This window comes from Thalassococcus arenae (assembly GCF_019104745.1).
Lineage (GTDB): Bacteria > Pseudomonadota > Alphaproteobacteria > Rhodobacterales > Rhodobacteraceae > Thalassococcus_B > Thalassococcus_B arenae.
The window spans coordinates 475120-490336 of the sequence record NZ_JAHRWL010000002.1 but is presented as its reverse complement, the minus strand read 5'-3'; the positions used below and the strand labels follow the sequence as shown (position 1 = coordinate 490336).

16 protein-coding genes and 1 tRNA gene are annotated in these 15217 nt (G+C 66.2%); 3 read left to right on the top strand and 14 right to left on the bottom strand.

Annotated elements, in window-relative coordinates:
• Positions 1-5: 5 nt before the first annotated feature.
• Entirely contained in the window at positions 6-755 is a 750-nt protein-coding gene (locus tag KUH32_RS13640) for an RNA methyltransferase (protein ID WP_217779157.1), read from the bottom strand.
• Between the two features lie 193 nt (positions 756-948).
• On the opposite strand from KUH32_RS13640, the gene KUH32_RS13635 reads away from it, so the two are divergent.
• Positions 949-1566, top strand: coding sequence for a thiamine phosphate synthase (locus KUH32_RS13635; protein WP_217779156.1), 618 nt, complete (start codon positions 949-951; stop codon positions 1564-1566).
• A gap of 3 nt (positions 1567-1569) precedes the next feature.
• Here the strand turns inward: KUH32_RS13635 and olsA are convergent, their stop codons facing one another.
• From olsA to KUH32_RS13620, 3 genes are all read right to left on the bottom strand, one after another.
• Positions 1570-2394: a lyso-ornithine lipid O-acyltransferase gene (olsA, locus tag KUH32_RS13630; protein ID WP_217779155.1), complete on the bottom strand. Its 825-nt coding sequence runs from the start codon at positions 2392-2394 to the stop codon at positions 1570-1572.
• Positions 2391-3149, bottom strand: a complete 759-nt coding sequence (gene olsB, locus KUH32_RS13625) for an L-ornithine N(alpha)-acyltransferase (protein WP_217779827.1) — start codon at positions 3147-3149, stop codon at positions 2391-2393. The genes olsA and olsB overlap by 4 nt, the downstream gene beginning before the upstream one ends.
• 100 nt (positions 3150-3249) lie before the next feature.
• A complete protein-coding gene (locus tag KUH32_RS13620) occupies positions 3250-3453 on the bottom strand; it encodes a DUF3553 domain-containing protein (RefSeq protein ID WP_217779154.1) in 204 nt (67 codons plus the stop codon).
• Between the two features lie 26 nt (positions 3454-3479).
• Here KUH32_RS13620 and KUH32_RS13615 point away from each other — a divergent pair, with 26 nt between their 5' ends.
• A complete protein-coding gene (locus KUH32_RS13615; RefSeq protein ID WP_217779153.1) occupies positions 3480-4085 on the top strand; it encodes a histidine phosphotransferase family protein in 606 nt (201 codons plus the stop codon).
• Positions 4086-4088: 3 nt separating this feature from the next.
• Here the strand turns inward: KUH32_RS13615 and KUH32_RS13610 are convergent, their stop codons facing one another.
• The 9 genes from KUH32_RS13610 to KUH32_RS13570 all read right to left on the bottom strand — a co-directional run bounded on the left by KUH32_RS13610 (position 4089) and on the right by KUH32_RS13570 (position 11301).
• On the bottom strand, positions 4089-5354 hold the full coding sequence (locus KUH32_RS13610) for a glutamate-5-semialdehyde dehydrogenase (protein ID WP_217779152.1): 1266 nt from the start codon (positions 5352-5354) through the stop codon (positions 4089-4091).
• 58 nt (positions 5355-5412) lie between these two features.
• On the bottom strand, positions 5413-6519 hold the full coding sequence (proB, locus tag KUH32_RS13605; protein WP_217779151.1) for a glutamate 5-kinase: 1107 nt from the start codon (positions 6517-6519) through the stop codon (positions 5413-5415).
• Positions 6507-7547 carry a GTPase ObgE gene (gene obgE, locus KUH32_RS13600; protein ID WP_217779150.1) on the bottom strand — a complete coding sequence of 347 codons (1041 nt, stop codon included), beginning with the start codon at positions 7545-7547 and terminating at the stop codon, positions 6507-6509. Before obgE ends, proB begins: the two co-directional genes overlap by 13 nt.
• A complete protein-coding gene (locus KUH32_RS13595) occupies positions 7544-8071 on the bottom strand; it encodes a GNAT family N-acetyltransferase (protein WP_217779149.1) in 528 nt (175 codons plus the stop codon). Before KUH32_RS13595 ends, obgE begins: the two co-directional genes overlap by 4 nt.
• Positions 8068-8598, bottom strand: a complete 531-nt coding sequence (locus tag KUH32_RS13590; protein WP_217779148.1) for a GNAT family N-acetyltransferase — start codon at positions 8596-8598, stop codon at positions 8068-8070. Before KUH32_RS13590 ends, KUH32_RS13595 begins: the two co-directional genes overlap by 4 nt.
• A 3-nt stretch (positions 8599-8601) precedes the next feature.
• The gene (locus KUH32_RS13585) at positions 8602-9138 is read right to left on the bottom strand and encodes a GNAT family N-acetyltransferase (protein WP_217779147.1); all 537 of its coding nucleotides are present in this window, start codon (positions 9136-9138) and stop codon (positions 8602-8604) included.
• A 166-nt stretch (positions 9139-9304) separates the two neighbouring features.
• Positions 9305-9574 carry a 50S ribosomal protein L27 gene (gene rpmA / locus KUH32_RS13580; protein WP_217779146.1) on the bottom strand — a complete coding sequence of 90 codons (270 nt, stop codon included), beginning with the start codon at positions 9572-9574 and terminating at the stop codon, positions 9305-9307.
• 11 nt (positions 9575-9585) lie between these two features.
• Entirely contained in the window at positions 9586-10263 is a 678-nt protein-coding gene (locus KUH32_RS13575; protein WP_217779145.1) for a 50S ribosomal protein L21, read from the bottom strand.
• A 207-nt stretch (positions 10264-10470) separates the two neighbouring features.
• Positions 10471-11301: a DUF2059 domain-containing protein gene (locus KUH32_RS13570; protein ID WP_254899168.1), complete on the bottom strand. Its 831-nt coding sequence runs from the start codon at positions 11299-11301 to the stop codon at positions 10471-10473.
• Between the two features lie 150 nt (positions 11302-11451).
• Between KUH32_RS13570 and KUH32_RS13565 the strand changes: the two genes are divergently transcribed.
• Positions 11452-11541, top strand: a tRNA-Ser gene (locus tag KUH32_RS13565).
• Positions 11542-11688: 147 nt separating this feature from the next.
• Here the strand turns inward: KUH32_RS13565 and KUH32_RS13560 are convergent.
• A complete protein-coding gene (locus tag KUH32_RS13560) occupies positions 11689-15213 on the bottom strand; it encodes a hypothetical protein (protein ID WP_217779144.1) in 3525 nt (1174 codons plus the stop codon).
• Positions 15214-15217: the final 4 nt, after the last annotated feature.

Sequence of the window (15217 nt, the reverse complement as noted above, 5' to 3'; positions counted from 1 at the left end):
AGGACCTATTTCCCGTCGCGCTCTTTCCAGCGCACCATTTGCCGCAGGATGCCATGCAGCATCTGCACATCGACGCGCGTCAATGGCATGCGCGACCACAGATTGCGCAGATTGACCTTCATCGCGGGGGCCTTGTGTTCGGGAAAGAAGAACCCCGCCTCTTCCAGCCTTTCCTCGTAGTGCCGGGCCAGGTGTTCGATCTCGTGCCCTTCGGCCCAGTCGGCCCCGGCCATTTCCACCGTTCGCGCCACGGTTTCGTTGGTCGCCCGGCGCCACTCATACGCCGTCAACAACACGCATTGCGCAAGGTTCAGCGACGGGAAGTCGGGATTCACCGGCACCGAGACGATGGCATTGGCCCGGGCGATGTCCTCATTCTCGAGACCCGCCCGCTCCGGCCCGAACAGCACCGCGACCCGCTCGCCCGCGGCGATCCGGTCGCGTGCCTCGGCCATCGCCGCCTCGGGGGTCAGCACCGGCTTGGTCAGGTCGCGCGACCGCGCGGTGGTGGCATAGGTATAGGTCCGGTCGGCAAGCGCGCCCGCCAAGTCGTCGCACAGCATCGCGGCGTCCAGCAGCCGCCCCGCCCCCGAGGCCAGAGCCATCGCCGCCGGGTTCGGCCAGCCGTCGCGCGGCGCGACGATGCGCATGCCGCTCAACCCGAAATTCCACATCGCCCGCGCCGCGGCGCCGATATTCTCGCCCATCTGCGGCCGCACCAGCACGAAAGTCGGCTGACCGATCTGCTCTGCCATCATCTTCTCCAAAACCGCTCACCGCATAGGCCAAGGCCGGGACGGCTGACAATCCCCCGTCTTCATCTTGCCCGATAAACTCCCGCCGGAGGCTCCCGCAGGTGTCACGCAGACCGATGCCGGGCCGTGCAAATCCCCATGGCCAAACGCGAATTCCCGCGCTAAGGAAAGGCCCGCACGACAGGAGCCCGCCATGGCCGAACCCGAGCAGCCGCAGCTCTACCTCATCACCCCGCCCGAGATCGACCTGCTGAGCTTTCCCGCCCGGCTGGCCTCGGTGCTCGACGCAGCGCCCTTTGCCTGCATCCGTCTGGCCTTGGCCACCCATGACGAGGACCGGTTGATGCGCGCCGCCGACGCGGTGCGCGAGGTGGCCCATATGCACGACATCGCGCTTGTCATCGACACCCATGTGGTGCTGGCCGAGCGCCTGGGCCTGGACGGTGTGCACCTGCACGGGGCGCGTGGCGTGCGCGCGGCACGCAAGGCGCTTGGACCGGATGCCATCGTCGGCGCCTTTTGCGGCGCCTCGCGGCACGACGGGATGAACGCGGGCGAAGCCGGTGCCGATTACGTCGCCTTCGGACCGGTCGGCGGCGCGATCCTGGGCGATGGCAGCCTGGCGGAACGCGATCTTTTCGACTGGTGGTCGCAGATGATCGAACTGCCGGTCGTGGCCGAAGGCGGCCTGACCCCGGACCTGATGCGCGATCTCGCCCCGGTCACGGATTTCTTCGCGATCGGCGAGGAAATCTGGGGCGAGGACGACGCGCTGGCCGCGCTGTCGCGATTGACGTCCGCGCTGCGCTGACGCTCAGCCTTCGGTCATCGCATGGGCGGCGCGCACCTGCGCCTCGAGATGCGAGGCCAGCGTCTTGCGGTTGGGAAAATCGTCGACCCGGACAGGGTCGTGATAGATCAACTCGACCCGCCCCTGGCGCCTTGTTGCCAGCGTTTTCAGCAAGTGCGGGGCGAAATCCATCTCGCCCCACCATCCGTAATAGCGCGGGTCCTCACCTTCGGGCGGGTGATACATCACCGTCACCGCCTGCATCTGCAGGTCATGGCGCAGCCCATCTGTGAAGAAAGCGGCAAAAAGCGTTGATTTGAAGGGCAAAACCCGAATCGCATCGGTTGAGGTTCCTTCGGGAAAGAACAGCAGCCGATGCCCCTGGCGCAAGCGTTCCTCGAACAGCCGCGTCTGTTCCGCCGCCTCCCGCGGGTCGCGGCGGATGAACACCGTGCCGGTGGCGCGCGCCAGCCAGCCGATCCCGGGCCAGCCCGCCACCTCGGCCTTGGACACGAAATAGACGTTCTTGCGGCTGTTCAGAGCAAAGATGTCAAGCCAGCTGGAATGGTTCGCCACCACCGCCCCCGGCCCCTTGATCCGCGGACCGCGCGCGGTGATCGGCATCCGCAGGATGACAAAGGCCGCGCGACAGACGCCCTGGGTGATCCAGGGCGTGATCGGGCGGCGGGTGCCGTAGATCGGCCGTTCGATGAGGCGCATCAGCAACAGCAGGCCCAGCCCGCCGAACGTCACCGTGCCCAGCACCGACCCGCGCCAAAGCACCCGCAGCCAGTCGCCGGGGCCGAGCTTTGGATCGGGTGGGATATCATCCTCCCACGACCGGCTCATGCACCCGTGCCCCTTGTATAGAGCGCCGTCTGGGCGGCATTCATCCGCGCGGTGTCCATCACCAGGCAGATATCGGTGGTGTTGAAGGCATGATCCACGAAAGCGCCCTCGCCCACGAACCCGCCCAGTCGCAGATAGGCCTTGATCAGCGCCGGAATCGCCAGCATCGCCCGGCGCCGGTCAAGATCCGCTTCCGGCATCAGGTCCATGCGTTGAAAGGCCCGGGACCGCACCCGCAGTTCGGGCGGCGCCAGATGACGGTGGTGCAGCATCGACAAGGGTTCCGCCAGCGTTGCCGGATCGGTGCCATGGAACGACGCCACCCCGAACAGCACCTCGATCCGGTGTTCCTGCACATAGGCTGCCAGACCTTGCCACAGGTGGAACATCGCCGGTCCGCCGCGATAGTCGCGATGCAGGCACGACCGTCCCAGTTCCAGCAATCTGCGACCGCTGTCGCGCAGGCAGGTCAGGTCGTATTCGTCTTCGGAATAGAACTGCCCGGCGGCACGTGCCTGGTCGCCGCGCAACAGCCGGTAGACGCCGACCACCGCGCCGCGCGCCGTGTCCTCGACCAGCAAGTGATCGAAAAACGGATCGAACCGGTCGCGCTCGAGACGGGCATCGTGATCGACCAGAGGGCCCGAACCGCCCAGTTCCTCGACGAAAACGTCGTAACGCAGCCGCTGGGCCGCGGCGATGTCGGAATCATCGCGCGCCAGGCGCACGGCAAAGGCCGGCGCCGCGCCGGTCATGCGATCTGGACGCAGGTGATCCATGGCGCGCTTCTAGGCAGGGGCCGAGACATTGACAACCGTCCGGACACAGACTGTTCCTCCCGGGGATTAACGTTCTTTAAACCTTGTCATCCCAAGGTTGATCTTCAAAGATCGGCTCCAGGGCAATCGTCCGTCCATCCAGCACGACCTTGCCCGCCTCGCGGAAATTCACGGTGATGCGGCCACCGATATTGGATTGGACCTGGCCGATGCCCCAATCCGGCTGGCCGGGATGGGTTACGAGCATGCCGGGTTCCAGTATCGCGTTCAAATCGGTCATCAATCATCCTCGGGACAGGGCTACAGATGCAGGACAATAGGGCGGAACTTGCGGCGATGGTAGGGTCACGGCTGTGCCACGACCTGATCAGCCCCGTGGGCGCGATCCAGAACGGTCTGGAATTGCTGGCGCTGGCGGGACAAACCGGGCCCGGGCCGGAAATCGCCCTGATCGAGGAAAGCTGCGCTGCCGCCACCGCGCGCATCCGTTTCTTTCGGGTCGCCTTCGGCCTGGCTGGCAACGGCCAGAACCTCAGCGCGCGCGAAGCGGCGGCGCTGCTGGACAAGATCACCGATGGGGGCCGCGTGATGGCCGATTGGCGCCCGCGCGATCCGATGCCGCGGGCCGATGTCCAGATGGCCTTCCTGGCTTTCCTGTGCTGCGAAGCGGCCCTGCCGCAGGGTGGACGCATCACCGTCGACACGGACGGCGACGTCATCGATGTCGAAGCGACAGGACCGCGGGTCAACGTCGATCATTCGGTCTGGTCGCATCTGTCCGGCCCGGCCAAAGCCGCCGATCTGGCACCTGCTTCGGTTCAGTTCGCGCTGCTTGCCACCCTGTCGCGGGACCGCGGCGCGATGCTGACGACGCGAACATCGGACAGCGCCCTGCAAATCCGGATCGGTTGACGATCAGGCGCGCACCGCGCCATCCGCCGTGACAAGGTATTTGAAGCTGGTCAGCTGTTCCGCACCGACCGGACCGCGGGCATGCATCTTTCCGGTGGCGATACCGATCTCGGCGCCCATGCCGAATTCGCCGCCATCGGCGAATTGGGTCGACGCATTGTGCATCAGGATCGCGCTGTCGAGCCGGGTAAAGAATTGCCGGGCGGCCTCCGGATCCTCGGTCAGGATGCAATCCGTATGGTTCGACCCGTAGCGACGGATATGCGCGATGGCTTCATCAATGGAATCAACGACTTTAGCCGCGATCTTCATGTCCAGATACTCGCGCCCCCAATCCGCGTCATCCGCCGCTTGGGTGCCCGGGACGGCTTGCAGATCGGTATCGGCCCGCACTTCGACACCGGCGTCGATTAGTGCCCGGATCACACCCTGGCCCACCGTGTCCAACGCGTCGCGATGGATCAGCAGGCACTCCGCCGCACCGCAGATCCCGGTGCGCCGTGTCTTGGCGTTCAGCACCACGTTCAGCGCCTTGACCGGGTCGGCCGCCTTGTCGATGTAGATGTGCACGATGCCTTCGAGATGGGCAAAGACCGGCACGCGCGCCTCGCGCTGCACCAGCCCCACCAACCCCTTGCCGCCGCGCGGCACGATCACGTCGATGAATGCGGTCATGGTCAGCATTTCCGACACCGCCGCCCGGTCGCGGGTCGGCACCAGCTGGATCGCGTCCTCGGGCAGGCCCGCCTTGCGCAGCCCGTCGATCAGGCAGGCATGGATGGCGTTCGAGGAATGAAAGCCTTCCGAGCCGCCGCGCAGGATCACCGCGTTGCCGGCCTTGAGGCACAGCGCACCCGCGTCGGCGGTGACGTTCGGCCGGCTTTCATAGATCACGCCAACGACGCCCAGCGGCGTTCGCACCCGCTGGATGTGCAGGCCGTTGGGGCGGTCCCATTCGGCGATCACGGCGCCGACGGGGTCGTCCTGCGCGGCCACCGCGCGCAGCCCCTCGGCGATGCCCTTGATCCGCGCCTCGTCCAGCATCAGCCGGTCCATCATGGCGTCCGACAACCCCTTGTCGCGGCCGTAGTCCAGATCCTTGGCGTTTGCGGCGATGATGTCGGCACGGGCCGACCAGACCGCATCGGCCGCCGCTTCGAGCGCGGCGCGCTTGGCGTCGGCGGGCGCAAAGGCCAGCTCGGCGGCGGCGGCGCGAGCGCGCGCGCCGATCTCGGCCATCAGGGCGGGAATGTCGGTCAGATCCTTCATCGCGGGGCCTTTGGAAACCGGGGGGGTGCGTATTTAGTAAAGAGAAGAAGGGACCGGGTCAAAGCGCCATGTCATCGCGGTGCACCAGCACCGCGCGGCCGGGATAGCCCAGGATCGCCGCGATCTCGGAGCTCTTGTGCCCGGCGATCGAGCGCGCCTCGTCCGCCGTGTAGCGCACCAGCCCCTGGCCCAGGCCGCGCCCCGATGCGTCACGGATCGTCACCGGATCGCCGCGACCAAAGCGCCCTTCGACCCGCGCCAGCCCGGCGGGCAACAGCGATTTGCCCTGGTCCAGCGCGCGCGCGGCGCCGGCGTCGACCACCAGCGTGCCCTGCGGCTTCATCGCGGCGATCCAGCGTTTGCGCGCGGCATGCGGATCGAGCTGCGGGGTGAACAGGGTCGAGGGTGCGCCGTCCAGCAGCGACCGGATCGGGTGCAGCGCCGCGCCCTGGGCGATCAGCATCGCGCAGCCCGCCGCCGTCGCTGTCTTGGCCGCCATCACCTTGGTCTTCATCCCGCCCTTGCTGAGACCCGAACCGGCATCGCCGGCCATCGCCTCGATCTCGGGGGTGATGGCATCGACGCGGGCCAGCCGCCGGGCTTGCGGATCGGTGATCGGATTGGCGGTGTAGAGCCCGTCGACATCCGACAACAGCACCAGCAGATCGGCGCCCACCGTGACGGCCACCTGCGCTGCCAGCCTGTCGTTGTCGCCGAAGCGGATCTCGTCCGTCGCCACGGTGTCGTTTTCGTTGACAATGGGCACCACGCCAAGCGCCAGCAGCGTTTCCATCGTGGCACGAGAATTCAGGTACCGGCGGCGGTCGGCGCTGTCTTCGAGCGTCACCAGGATCTGGCCGGTGGTGATGCCATGCGGCGCCAGCGCCTCTTCGTAGGCGCGGGCCAGCCGGATCTGCCCGACCGAGGCGGCGGCCTGCGATTGCTCGAGCGCCAGCGCGGTCCGTGGCAGGCCCAGAACCCCGCGACCGAGCGCGATCGAGCCCGATGACACGATCACCACGTCCGCCCCGCGCGCCTTGAGCAACGCCACGTCCTGCGCCAGCGCGTGCAGCCAGTCGGCGCGCAACTGCCCCGACCCGCGATCCACCAGCAGGGCCGAGCCGATCTTGACCACGACCCGGCGCGCATCGCTCAGGGACGCCATGGTCCGCTATCCTCCTGGACATCGGCGCGATCGGCCTTGCGGCGGGCCTGGACATGCGGGCGCAAGGCGCGCAGCACCTCGGTCACGCCTTCCTTTGTGGCGCCCGACATCAGCATGACGTCCTGCGCCCCCGCGGCCTCGAGTTCATCCTTGAGGAAGGTGCGTTCCTCGGCATCGAGCGCGTCGATCTTGTTCAGCACCGTCACCCGGGGCTTGTCTGCCAGACCCGCGCCATAGGCCGCAAGTTCGTCCAGGATGGTCTGCCAATCCTCGATCAGCGTGCCGGAGGTGCCATCGACCAGATGCAAGAGCACGGCGCAGCGTTCGATATGACCAAGGAACAGATCGCCCAGCCCCCGGCCTTCATGCGCGCCCTCGATCAGGCCGGGAACGTCGGCGACGACGAATTCGGTATCGTCCACACCGACCACGCCCAGATTGGGGTGCAGCGTGGTGAAGGGATAGTCGGCGATCTTGGGACGGGCATTCGACGTGGCGGCAAGAAAGGTGGACTTGCCCGCGTTCGGCAGCCCCACCAGCCCGACATCGGCGATCAGTTTCAGCCGCAGCCAAAGCGTCCGCTCGACGCCGTCCTGGCCCGGGTTGGCGCGGCGCGGTGCCTGGTTGGTCGAGGTCTTGAAACGCAGGTTGCCCCAGCCGCCATTGCCGCCTTTGGCCAACAGAACCCGCTGACCAAGCTCGGTCAGGTCGGCGACCACGGTTTCCTCGTCCTCGTCGAGGATCTCGGTGCCCACGGGCACCCGCAGCACGATGTCGTCGCCATCCTTGCCGGTGCGGTTGCGGCCCATGCCGCCCTGGCCGTTCTGGGCGAACCAGTGCTGCTGGTAACGGAAGTCGATCAGCGTGTTCAGACCATCGACCGCTTCGGCCCAGACATCGCCGCCATTGCCGCCATCGCCACCATCGGGCCCGCCGAATTCGATGAACTTCTCGCGGCGAAAGCTGATGCAGCCATTGCCGCCGCTGCCCGAGCGGACATAGACCTTGCAGAGATCGAGAAATTTCATCCGGCAGCCCCAAAGCGTTCTGCCGACAGGCGATAGAGGGAAATCGGCGCAGGCTCAAGCCGCGCCGCAGAGGTAGCGGTGCCATCGCCGGTTTTGGCAAAGCCCAAACGCGCCAGAATATGCGCCGAGGCCGGGTTGTCGTGAAAGACATCGGCCCCAACCGCGTCCAGCCCCAGATCGTCGAACAGGAAACGCAGGAAGGCTACCAGAGCTTCGTTCGCGATACCCTGCCCTTGCGCGGCGGGGTCGAGGAAATAGTAGATGTCGGGCACGGGGCCTGCCCCCACCCCGACCGAGCCGACCAGCGCACCGTCGCGGTACACCCCCAACCGGAAGGGCGGTGCGCCGGTGAACCGCGTTCGCCGGATAAAGGCTCTGGCGTCATCATCGGTCCAGTCGGGCGGGAACAGGAACAGCATCCGCCCCACCGAAGGCGTGGTCACGATGCGCCGCAAGGCCGGTGCATCGGTCTCGGCCATGGCGTCCAGCGCAAGCCGGTTCGTGCGGAGCGGCAGCGTCTTCATCCGGTCCCGGGTTTTCCGGCGGCGGGCCGCATGGCACGGATCACCGGCACCGCGCGGCCCAGAAAATGCGCCTGTCGGGTTTCAACGACCCCCGTGCGGACAAAGCCCAGCTTGGCCAGCACCCTTTCCGAAGCGGTGTTGCCCTCGATCCAACCGCTGTTCACGCAGCCCCCGCTGTTGGCGTCATGGCTTTTCAGCAATGCGCCCGCCGCTTCGGTCATGATGCCCTGTCCCCAGGCGTCGACCCGCAACCAGTAACCCAGATCGACCGTACCGGACCCGGACTCGGCGGTTTCGTCGTCGGGCGTCAGGGTTACCATGCCCAGTCCCACGCCATCGCGCGTGATGACGCGGTAAGCGGGCAACCCCGCCTTGGCCGCGATATAGGCACGTGCATCCTCAATTCGGTAGGGATGCGGCGGCGAGGTCAGCCAGCGTTGCACATCCGGATGGCGGATGGTCCGAAAGATCCAGCCAGCATCCGCCGCCACCAGTGGCCGCAGAACCAGCCGCCGTGTAGCGATCATGGCTCAGAGCTTTCGCAGATAGGTCCAGGTCGGCACCTTGGCGTTGCGCGCGACACAGAACGCTTCGGCGTCGCCGATATAGTCGAACCCGCAATTCACCAGCACCCGCGCCGAGGCCGGGTTGTCCTGGAACACGCTGGCGAACATCGTCGCGTTGCGCATCGGGTTGGCCTCGACCAGGGCGCGAACGGCTTCGGAGGCGAGGCCGGTATTCCAGAATTGCGGCGCCACCCAATAGCCGATCTCGGACTGGTTGCGGTCCATCCGCATCAGGCCGATCACGCCCATCAATTCGCCCCCGCCAGACTTGCTGGCATCCATCGCCCAGGCGTCTTCGCTGCGTTCCTCGGCAGTGACACGCGACACGAACGCCTGCATCACGCCGGGCGGCAGCGGGTGCGGGATCGACGGCGTCATGGTCGCCACGCGTTCGTCGCCCGCGAACAGCTCCAGCAGACCGATATCGGACGCGCGCAGCGGGCGCAGGTCGAATCGTTCCGTCTGAACGACGGGTTGGGTGGTCAATGCATCAAGGCTCATCTGCACTCTCCTCATGCGCGATGGCTGCTTTCAATATGGGACCGGCCCAGTGTCCTAGCGCGCCCCGGTGTCGGGGATGTGACCGAACCGTGACCGGAAAAAACCGAAGGGGACCGGCGGTATCGCCGATCCCCTCCGTGTTTCTTGCAAAACCCTTAAGGTCGGCTTACTCGGCGGCCTCGGCCATCGGCAGGACCGAAATGAAGGTGCGGCCCTTGAGGCCCTTGTGGAAGGTCACGGCGCCCTCTTCGGTCGCAAAGATCGTGTGATCCTTGCCCATGCCGACACCTTCGCCCGGCCAGAACTTGGTGCCGCGCTGGCGCACGATGATGTTGCCCGGGATGGCGTGCTGGCCGCCATAGAGCTTGACGCCAAGGCGACGGCCCGCGGAGTCGCGCCCGTTGCGGGAGGAACCGCCTGCTTTCTTGTGTGCCATCTCGTCTCTCCTTAGCCTTCGGCCAACTTCTTGGCCTGAGCGATCCAGTCGTCGCGCTCGATCCGGCCCTTGAAGTTGAGTTTCTCGTCCATAGCAGCCACGTCATCCGCGGTCCATGCCGCGATCTGCGCAAAGGTGGTCACGCCAAGCGCGTTCAGCTTCTTGACGATCACCGGGCCCACGCCCGAAATCTGAGTCAGATCGTCCGCACCGTCGGTCTTGGCGGCTGCCTTCTTCGGGGCTGCCTTCTTCGGTTCGGCCTTCTTGGCCTCGTCCTTTTTCGGCGCGGCCTTCTTCGGCTTGTCTGCCGCGGCCACGGCGACGGCTGCAACCGATCCCGCGCCCATCGCGGCCTTGACGCCGGTCTTGTCGCCGCCCGAGGCAAGGATTTCGGTCACCCGCAGCAGCGTCAACTGCTGGCGGTGGCCCTTGGTGCGCTGCGAGCCGTGCTTGCGGCGACGCTTGACGAAGTGGATCAGCTTGTCGCCCTTGATCTGGTCCACGACCTCGGCCTGCACGGCGGCGCCATCCACGAAGGGCGCGCCGACCACGACCTTGTCGCCACCCAGCATCAGAATCTCGTTGAATTGAACGGTTTCACCCGCATCGGCTGCCAGCTTTTCCACCCGGAGCGTATCGCCCGACTGGACCTTGTATTGCTTGCCGCCGGTTTTCATCACCGCGAACATGCGCGTCGTCCTTTGTCTGCCGCGTTCTGTGGCCCCCGGTCTTCCGGGCGTTCCGGCTGTCGCCGCCTCGAACAGCGTGCCCCTTTCGGGACAATCGTTTGTCAAAAACGAAAGCCGGGGCCCGAGGCCCCGCGCAATCCGTGCGGCGCATATGCCCGCCCGCGTTCGGCCTGTCAAGGCCGGAGTGCGGGATGCCCGGGTGCCCTGCTACAGGTCCAGCGCCTTCATCTGGCTCGCTGCCGCAAGGCCAAGCGCGTAAGAGATATTGTCGTACATCGCGTTGAACCCGGCAAACAACGCGCCGTTCAGGCGGCGGCCTTCGGGAGTTGCGGACAACGCGATATAGGTCTCGAGCGTTTCTTCATCGAGCGGGCCATAGGCCAACAGGAGAAAGCCGTAGACCCATTCTTCGGTATCGGACCGGGTCTGGTCTTCCTGTGACCAGACCTCGATCAGGATTTCCTCTTCGGTCATCGAAAAGGCGCCGCCGTCGACCAGGCCGCGATAGAACTGGTACGACGCGTTCATAGCACCCACGACATTGGCGTCGATCAAGTCATTCGCGGCGACGAAATCGCGGATGCGCGCAAGACGCGGATCGTCGGCATCCTGCAGCGCGCGATAGGCTGCGCGGGCCTCTTCCTCGACATCGTCGTCCACCATCGCCCGCCGCGCGCTCAGTTCGAGCGCCACGATCTGGGTGCCGGCTTGGCTGGTGAAGAAATCCAGCACCGGCGTCGGGTCGGCGTTGCCGAATTCCCTTCGGAACGCCGCACGCACCACGTCTTCCATCCGCTCCGTGCCATAAATCTCCGAGACCAGCGCCCGCCAGCCGTCGCTGGCGCCACCCGGCAGCATGTCGCGCGCCATGTCCTCGCCATAGAGCAACCCTTCCTCGCGCATGATGGCGACGATCTCGGGAACGCCCATCGCGTCGAGAATCGCGTCGACCGGATCGGCGCGCAATGCGCCGGGTATCATCAGGCCAAGCCAGAGAAGACCGGTCATTACCAGCCGGCGCGGGGCGATCAGGGACATCATTGGGTTCCTTTCGGGGCGTACCCGATACCTAGGCGCCGCCCGCGCGAAAGCCAAGGGCGCGGCATGCGCCAAGGCGCCGCGTCGGGCGGAAACTTGGGTGTTGCAAGCCCCGCAGAGAGACGCTAAACGCACCCACCAGACCCCCGCGGAGAGGTGCCGGAGTGGTCGAACGGGGCGGTCTCGAAAACCGTTGTGGGCGCAAGTCCACCCAGGGTTCGAATCCCTGTCTCTCCGCCACTCTTCGGCAAAATGGCTTCAAGGCCGCATTCGGCAGGGCCGACAACCGGATTGTCTCGGTCTGCCCGGTGCCATGACGCGTGCAGGCCCGATCGCGCAGGCCGTAGGCGCCGTTGCGACCTTGTCCTGTCCGGGCTGAACCCCCGATCAGAACTTCGCGATCAGGTTCACGAATGCGCCTTCATCGTCATAGGTCAGGTCGGTCAGATCGTCCGAGAAGCTGCCGAAATTGTATCCCAAGCCCAGCTTGAGGTTGTTTCCGACATGGCGGTAGACGGCGCCGAGGAACGCGGTTTCCGACAGGCCCGCCTGGTCGGCCTCGAGGTGCCGCCCCTCGATCAGCACGTCCCATTTATGGGTCAGATGATAGCGCGCATTGGCCACCACGAGCCACGCGTCGTTCTGCTGCAGCGGCGTGTCGGCATCCGGCGCCGAGTTCGACCAGCGTCCACCCAGCTTGGCCCCCAGCGTCCATTGCGGCGTGAGGTCGTAGGCCATGTCCAGGGACAGGACATGGCTTTCCTGAACCGGCCCGCGATCGTTGCGGCCGCCATCGGTTTCCTGTCCGATCATGTCGTAGAGATAGCGGTACTTCAGCAGCAGGTTAAGCTTGTCGTTCAGCACCGGGCGGTAGGCATAGCCCAGCGTCGCATCGACATAGCTGCCGGACCGGATCGAACTGTTGTCGGTTTCCGTTTCCGCCCATTCCAGCGAAAAGACCATCCTTCGTTCGTCGTCGAGCTTGTAGCGCGCAGACGCGGTCAGCAGGAACACCTCCTGGTCGCGGTCGTTGCCGGCGATGTCCCCTTCGTCCAGCCGGTATTCCAGCCGGCCGGTCGCCTGCAGGCTTTCGCCGTCGTCATATCGCACGCCCAGGCTGACGGCGTGGCGGTCGAACTGGTCGGGGCCGTCGTCGATCTGGCCCACTTCCAGCGCGCCGGTCCAGGTCAGATGTTCCGTCCGGCGGTATTCCACGCCGTAGATGTTGGTCAGCGCCTTGTGACGGCCGAACAGGTCATAGGTCGCCTCGCCGTAGAAATCGACATCGTCGGATACCCGCCGCTTGCCGCCGGCGACATAGGTGCCGCGATCGCTGCCGCGCAGATCGACGCCGCTGAATTCGCGCCCCGGTTCCAGCCGATAACCGAAATACGCGCTGTCATAACCTTCGGACTGGTAGGTGAAGATCGCCTCGCCCGCGACGCCCTGGCTGCCGTCGGACACTTCGCCGTCAAAGGTCCAGTTCTCGGCGAAACGGTAACGCACCCCCGCACCCACGCGGTGATTGTCCTCGAAACCGCCATCGCGGGCCACCGTCGCCTGGCCGAACAGCCACCATTTGAACCGGTCGGATTCGGTGAAGGTTACCCTGGCCGCCACATCCGTGCGCGACCCGGTCTCGTCCGCGTCGCCACCCGGCGTGCGCTTGCTCAGATGCTCGGCGCCCAGATCCAGTTGCACGCGCGCGTTCAGCGTCAGGCCCAGCTCGACCCCGCCTTCCCGAACCGATTTGCCGGTCGCGTCGTTCAGTTCGTCGTAGTAGAACCGCAGCGCGACGTCCTCGCGCGGCTGCAGTTCGAAGGACAGGCCCCACAATTCCTCGTTATCGTCGACCTGGTAGTCGAGCGACGAAAACCCGGCGGTGCGTTTCTCGTAATAGGCCGCAACCGAGCCCGGCAGGGCAAAGCCCAGCTCTTCGAAATCCGCCTGCCCGGCGATGCGCCAGGCCTCTCCTTCGATCCCGGCCAGCCCGGCGGTTCCCCGCGTTTCCGACACCAAGCCGCCGGTATTCGAGAAGGTCGAACCGAAACCCGGCCCTTCGCTGCGCGCATATTCGAGGTCGAGATAGGTGCGCTCGGACAGCTCGTAGCGCAGATCGGCGCCGCTGGCGCGCTGGTCGGCGATGTCGGTATCCTCGACCAGCCCGGTGACTCCCAGCCGCAGCCTGTCGGTGGCCCAGGCCTCGATCCGGCCGCCATAGGCCATGCCGTCGATATCGCCGAAAGCCGGGGTGTATTCGTACTGCACGACCAGTTGCACGGCGGTTTCGCCGCCCGGATCGGTGACGATCAGCCCGCCGCCGGTCGATCCGTTCAGCGGCTGGTTCAGCAGCACGACACCCTGAAGGTAATTGATGGTATAGTCGCGCCCTTCGGTCAGGGTGCGGGTCTCGATCACCCGGCCGGTATCGCCGTCGCGCAGCTGAACGGTGACGGTTTCCGACCCCACCGCGATGTCCTGGCGTTGCAGGAAATAGGCCGACCCGCCTGTGCCTCGGAACACGTCACGCCCCGGCACCTGGTCGGGGCTGGCGGCGTAAAGCTCGGCGGCGACGCGCGATTGCCCGCGGCTGGTGGTATCCTGGCTGCGATAGACCCCCTGAAAGCCGTAAAGCTCGCGTTCCTGGCGCAGGAAATAGGGATTGGTGATTTCAGCGCGGTAGTTGCCCCACATCAGGTGGCTGCCGTTTCGTTCCGCCTTGAGATAGACCTTGCCGTCAGACGGCGCGCCGTCCTCGATGCTGCTGTCGTCGCCATAGGTGGGATACGCGTCCTCGCGCTGCATCCGCAGCAACACCGATTGCGGGTCCTTCTTGTCGAGATCGCGGAACAACTCGTCCAGTTCTTCTTCGCCGGTGTCGATCCTGGCGGTGATGGTCCAGCCCGATTGCGTCTTGCCCTTGGCATAGCCGGCGATGCGGCCATAGCTGTAGTCGTCGTCCAGCCCCAGGGCGCGGTTGGTGGCCCTGTTCATCCGCCAGCCATAGGTCAGATCGACGGTCCCGGTGTAGAACCAGTCCGAGGCCGGGATCGTCACGCCGCGTTCGACAAAGGTGTCGTGCCCGGCGCCGGTCACCTGAACCGCGACGGGATGGTCGCCCGCCGGCAGGATGCGCTGAATGACGAAGCGCCCCTGCCCGTCCGGCTCGATCCGTTCGCCTAGTGCTGTCACGACGGCACCGGGGCGGACATCGCTGCCCGACACTGTGACGGCGCCCCCGTGGACCGGGATGCGCGACCGCGCCAGCGTGGTTTCGCCCTCTTCGACCGCGATGCCGTCGTCGGTCAGATAGGGTGCCGCATCGCTTGCCCGCAGCGGCAGCGGGCGAGTTTCGTCATACCGCCCGCGGGCGTCGTAGACCCGGTGCACGGCGACCAGAGACTGGCCTTCGGGCAATGTGAAGCTGGTCACGCCATTGGGATCGACCGGCACCACCTGCAACAGCCGCGCCCCGCCCGGCGCGGCCAGGTCGAGGATACGCATTTCACCGCGCGTCACATAGGCGGGATAGTTCAACTGGCTTTGCAGGCGCACGACCTCGCCCGGTTCGGGCGGCACCGGATTCAGCAAAAGCGCCGTCAATCGCGGCTTGGCGCCCAGTCCGTCGAAAGTGACGCGGATATCCGCCTCGGCCAGCGCCACATCGGCACGGCGGGCGGCGGCGGCCGGACCGTCGGCGGGGGCTGGCGTCGTCGTGCCGGGGGATGTGCCGTTGATGGTGATGGCAAATCCCGCATCGCTGGCCAGCACCCCCGAGGCCGGTTCGGCGTTGGCACCGACCGGCTGGGTGACGACATCCTGTGCCCATAACGGCACCGGCGCGATCCCCAGAACGGCCAGGGCCAGCGCGGTTGCGGCGGTATTTCGGACGGCTTTCTGCGAGTTCGTCATGACC

Excerpts from the sequence above, each read along its gene's own strand:
- KUH32_RS13640 (WP_217779157.1), bottom strand. The coding sequence starts at position 755 with ATGGCAGAGCAGATCGGTCAGCCGACTTTCGTGCTGGTGCGGCCGCAG.
- KUH32_RS13635 (WP_217779156.1), top strand. The coding sequence starts at position 949 with ATGGCCGAACCCGAGCAGCCGCAGCTCTACCTCATCACCCCGCCCGAG.
- olsA (WP_217779155.1), bottom strand. The coding sequence starts at position 2,394 with ATGAGCCGGTCGTGGGAGGATGATATCCCACCCGATCCAAAGCTCGGC.
- olsB (WP_217779827.1), bottom strand. The coding sequence starts at position 3,149 with ATGACCGGCGCGGCGCCGGCCTTTGCCGTGCGCCTGGCGCGCGATGAT.
- KUH32_RS13620 (WP_217779154.1), bottom strand. The coding sequence starts at position 3,453 with ATGACCGATTTGAACGCGATACTGGAACCCGGCATGCTCGTAACCCAT.
- KUH32_RS13615 (WP_217779153.1), top strand. The coding sequence starts at position 3,480 with ATGCAGGACAATAGGGCGGAACTTGCGGCGATGGTAGGGTCACGGCTG.
- KUH32_RS13610 (WP_217779152.1), bottom strand. The coding sequence starts at position 5,354 with ATGAAGGATCTGACCGACATTCCCGCCCTGATGGCCGAGATCGGCGCG.
- proB (WP_217779151.1), bottom strand. The coding sequence starts at position 6,519 with ATGGCGTCCCTGAGCGATGCGCGCCGGGTCGTGGTCAAGATCGGCTCG.
- obgE (WP_217779150.1), bottom strand. The coding sequence starts at position 7,547 with ATGAAATTTCTCGATCTCTGCAAGGTCTATGTCCGCTCGGGCAGCGGC.
- KUH32_RS13595 (WP_217779149.1), bottom strand. The coding sequence starts at position 8,071 with ATGAAGACGCTGCCGCTCCGCACGAACCGGCTTGCGCTGGACGCCATG.
- KUH32_RS13590 (WP_217779148.1), bottom strand. The coding sequence starts at position 8,598 with ATGATCGCTACACGGCGGCTGGTTCTGCGGCCACTGGTGGCGGCGGAT.
- KUH32_RS13585 (WP_217779147.1), bottom strand. The coding sequence starts at position 9,138 with ATGAGCCTTGATGCATTGACCACCCAACCCGTCGTTCAGACGGAACGA.
- rpmA (WP_217779146.1), bottom strand. The coding sequence starts at position 9,574 with ATGGCACACAAGAAAGCAGGCGGTTCCTCCCGCAACGGGCGCGACTCC.
- KUH32_RS13575 (WP_217779145.1), bottom strand. The coding sequence starts at position 10,263 with ATGTTCGCGGTGATGAAAACCGGCGGCAAGCAATACAAGGTCCAGTCG.
- KUH32_RS13570 (WP_254899168.1), bottom strand. The coding sequence starts at position 11,301 with ATGTCCCTGATCGCCCCGCGCCGGCTGGTAATGACCGGTCTTCTCTGG.
- KUH32_RS13560 (WP_217779144.1), bottom strand. The coding sequence starts at position 15,213 with ATGACGAACTCGCAGAAAGCCGTCCGAAATACCGCCGCAACCGCGCTG.